The sequence below is a fragment of the Rhizobium sp. BR 317 genome, from assembly GCF_047445835.1.
GTDB classification, from domain to species: Bacteria; Pseudomonadota; Alphaproteobacteria; order Rhizobiales; family Rhizobiaceae; genus Rhizobium; species Rhizobium paranaense.
In genome coordinates this window covers 1-1,173 of record NZ_JARWLB010000144.1, presented here as the reverse complement: position 1 = coordinate 1,173, position 1,173 = coordinate 1, and the positions used below count along the sequence as shown (strand labels likewise).

1 protein-coding gene and 2 pseudogenes are annotated in these 1,173 nt (G+C 60.7%); all 3 read left to right on the top strand.

What is annotated here, in order from left to right; genetic code table 11:
* A pseudogene (locus QD357_RS32385) lies at positions 1–361 on the top strand (conjugal transfer protein TrbL); the annotation flags it as partial.
* 24 nt (positions 362–385) lie between these two features.
* On the top strand, positions 386–1,048 hold the full coding sequence (locus tag QD357_RS32380; protein WP_004129966.1) for a conjugal transfer protein TrbF: 663 nt from the start codon (positions 386–388) through the stop codon (positions 1,046–1,048).
* Between the two features lie 17 nt (positions 1,049–1,065).
* Positions 1,066–1,173, top strand: a pseudogene (locus QD357_RS32375) (P-type conjugative transfer protein TrbG); the annotation flags it as partial.

Sequence of the window (1,173 nt, the reverse complement as noted above, 5' to 3'; positions counted from 1 at the left end):
CATTCAAGGTGTTGTTCAAGGAGCGTCCGTTTCGGGCGGAATGGAGGCGATCAGGCACGGCGGCCAGGCGGCATCGTTCGCCACGGGCGCAGGATTCCTCGCGACMGGCGCGGCCGGTGCAGGCTTTGCGGCTGCCCAGGCCGCTCGCGCTGCTGGGTCATCCGTTGCGGGTGCGGCTCTTCGTGGTTTCGGTGCAGGAATCGGGTCCGCGGGAAAAGCGACCGGCTCKGCTGCAAAGGAAAAGGCCATCGGTTCTCCCGGCGCCTATGCCGGGTCGATCCTCGGTCTMGCTAACGCCAAGCTCGACCAGGCGCGCAGCGGGCATAGCGGGCTAAAACCGCCTCCCGAACGCAAAGACTAACCGCAATMAGAAAGTGATCGATCGATGGCAGCGAACCGCGCCCCCGAAAACCCCTATCTTGCMGCGCGCCAGGAATGGAACGAGCGATACGGTTCCTACGTTCGGTCCGCCGCCGCATGGCGCATCGTCGGCATTCTMGGTTTGACCATGGCCGTGATCGGCTTTGGATATGCGATGTATCTGAGCACCCAGGTCAAGCTGGTTCCCTATATCGTCGAGGTCGACAAACTCGGGACCGCGGTGACATCAGGCTATCCTCAACAGATCGAATATGCCGACGTTCGGGTGGTGCGCGCGACGCTCGGGAATTTTGTCACCAGCTTCCGTTCGATCACGCCGGATGCAGTGGTGCAGAAGCAGTATATCGATCGAACCTACGCTCTCCTTCGAACATCGGATCCCTCGACCGAGAAGATCAACGCCTGGTTCCGCGGTAACTCGCCGTTCGAACAGGCGAAATCGTCGACCGTCGCCATCGAGGTGAACAACATCGTGGCGCTGTCGAACCAGACCTATCAGATCGACTGGACCGAATACGAACGCGACCGCAAGGGCAAGGAAATCGGCACGCGCCGGTTTCGCGGAATCGCAACGGTGACWCTCACCGCGCCGCAGGACGAGGCGACCATCCGCCTCAATCCGATCGGCCTCTATGTCCGGGATTTCGACTGGACAGCACAGCTTTAAGGGCAGGGGATTTCTCAATGCACATTACAAAAATATTCGCAGCCGCCGGCTGCCTGGCCGGACTCGTCTTCGTGAGCGGTGCGCAAGCACAGAGCATGTCGAACAACGAGGTGAAGGGTACGAAC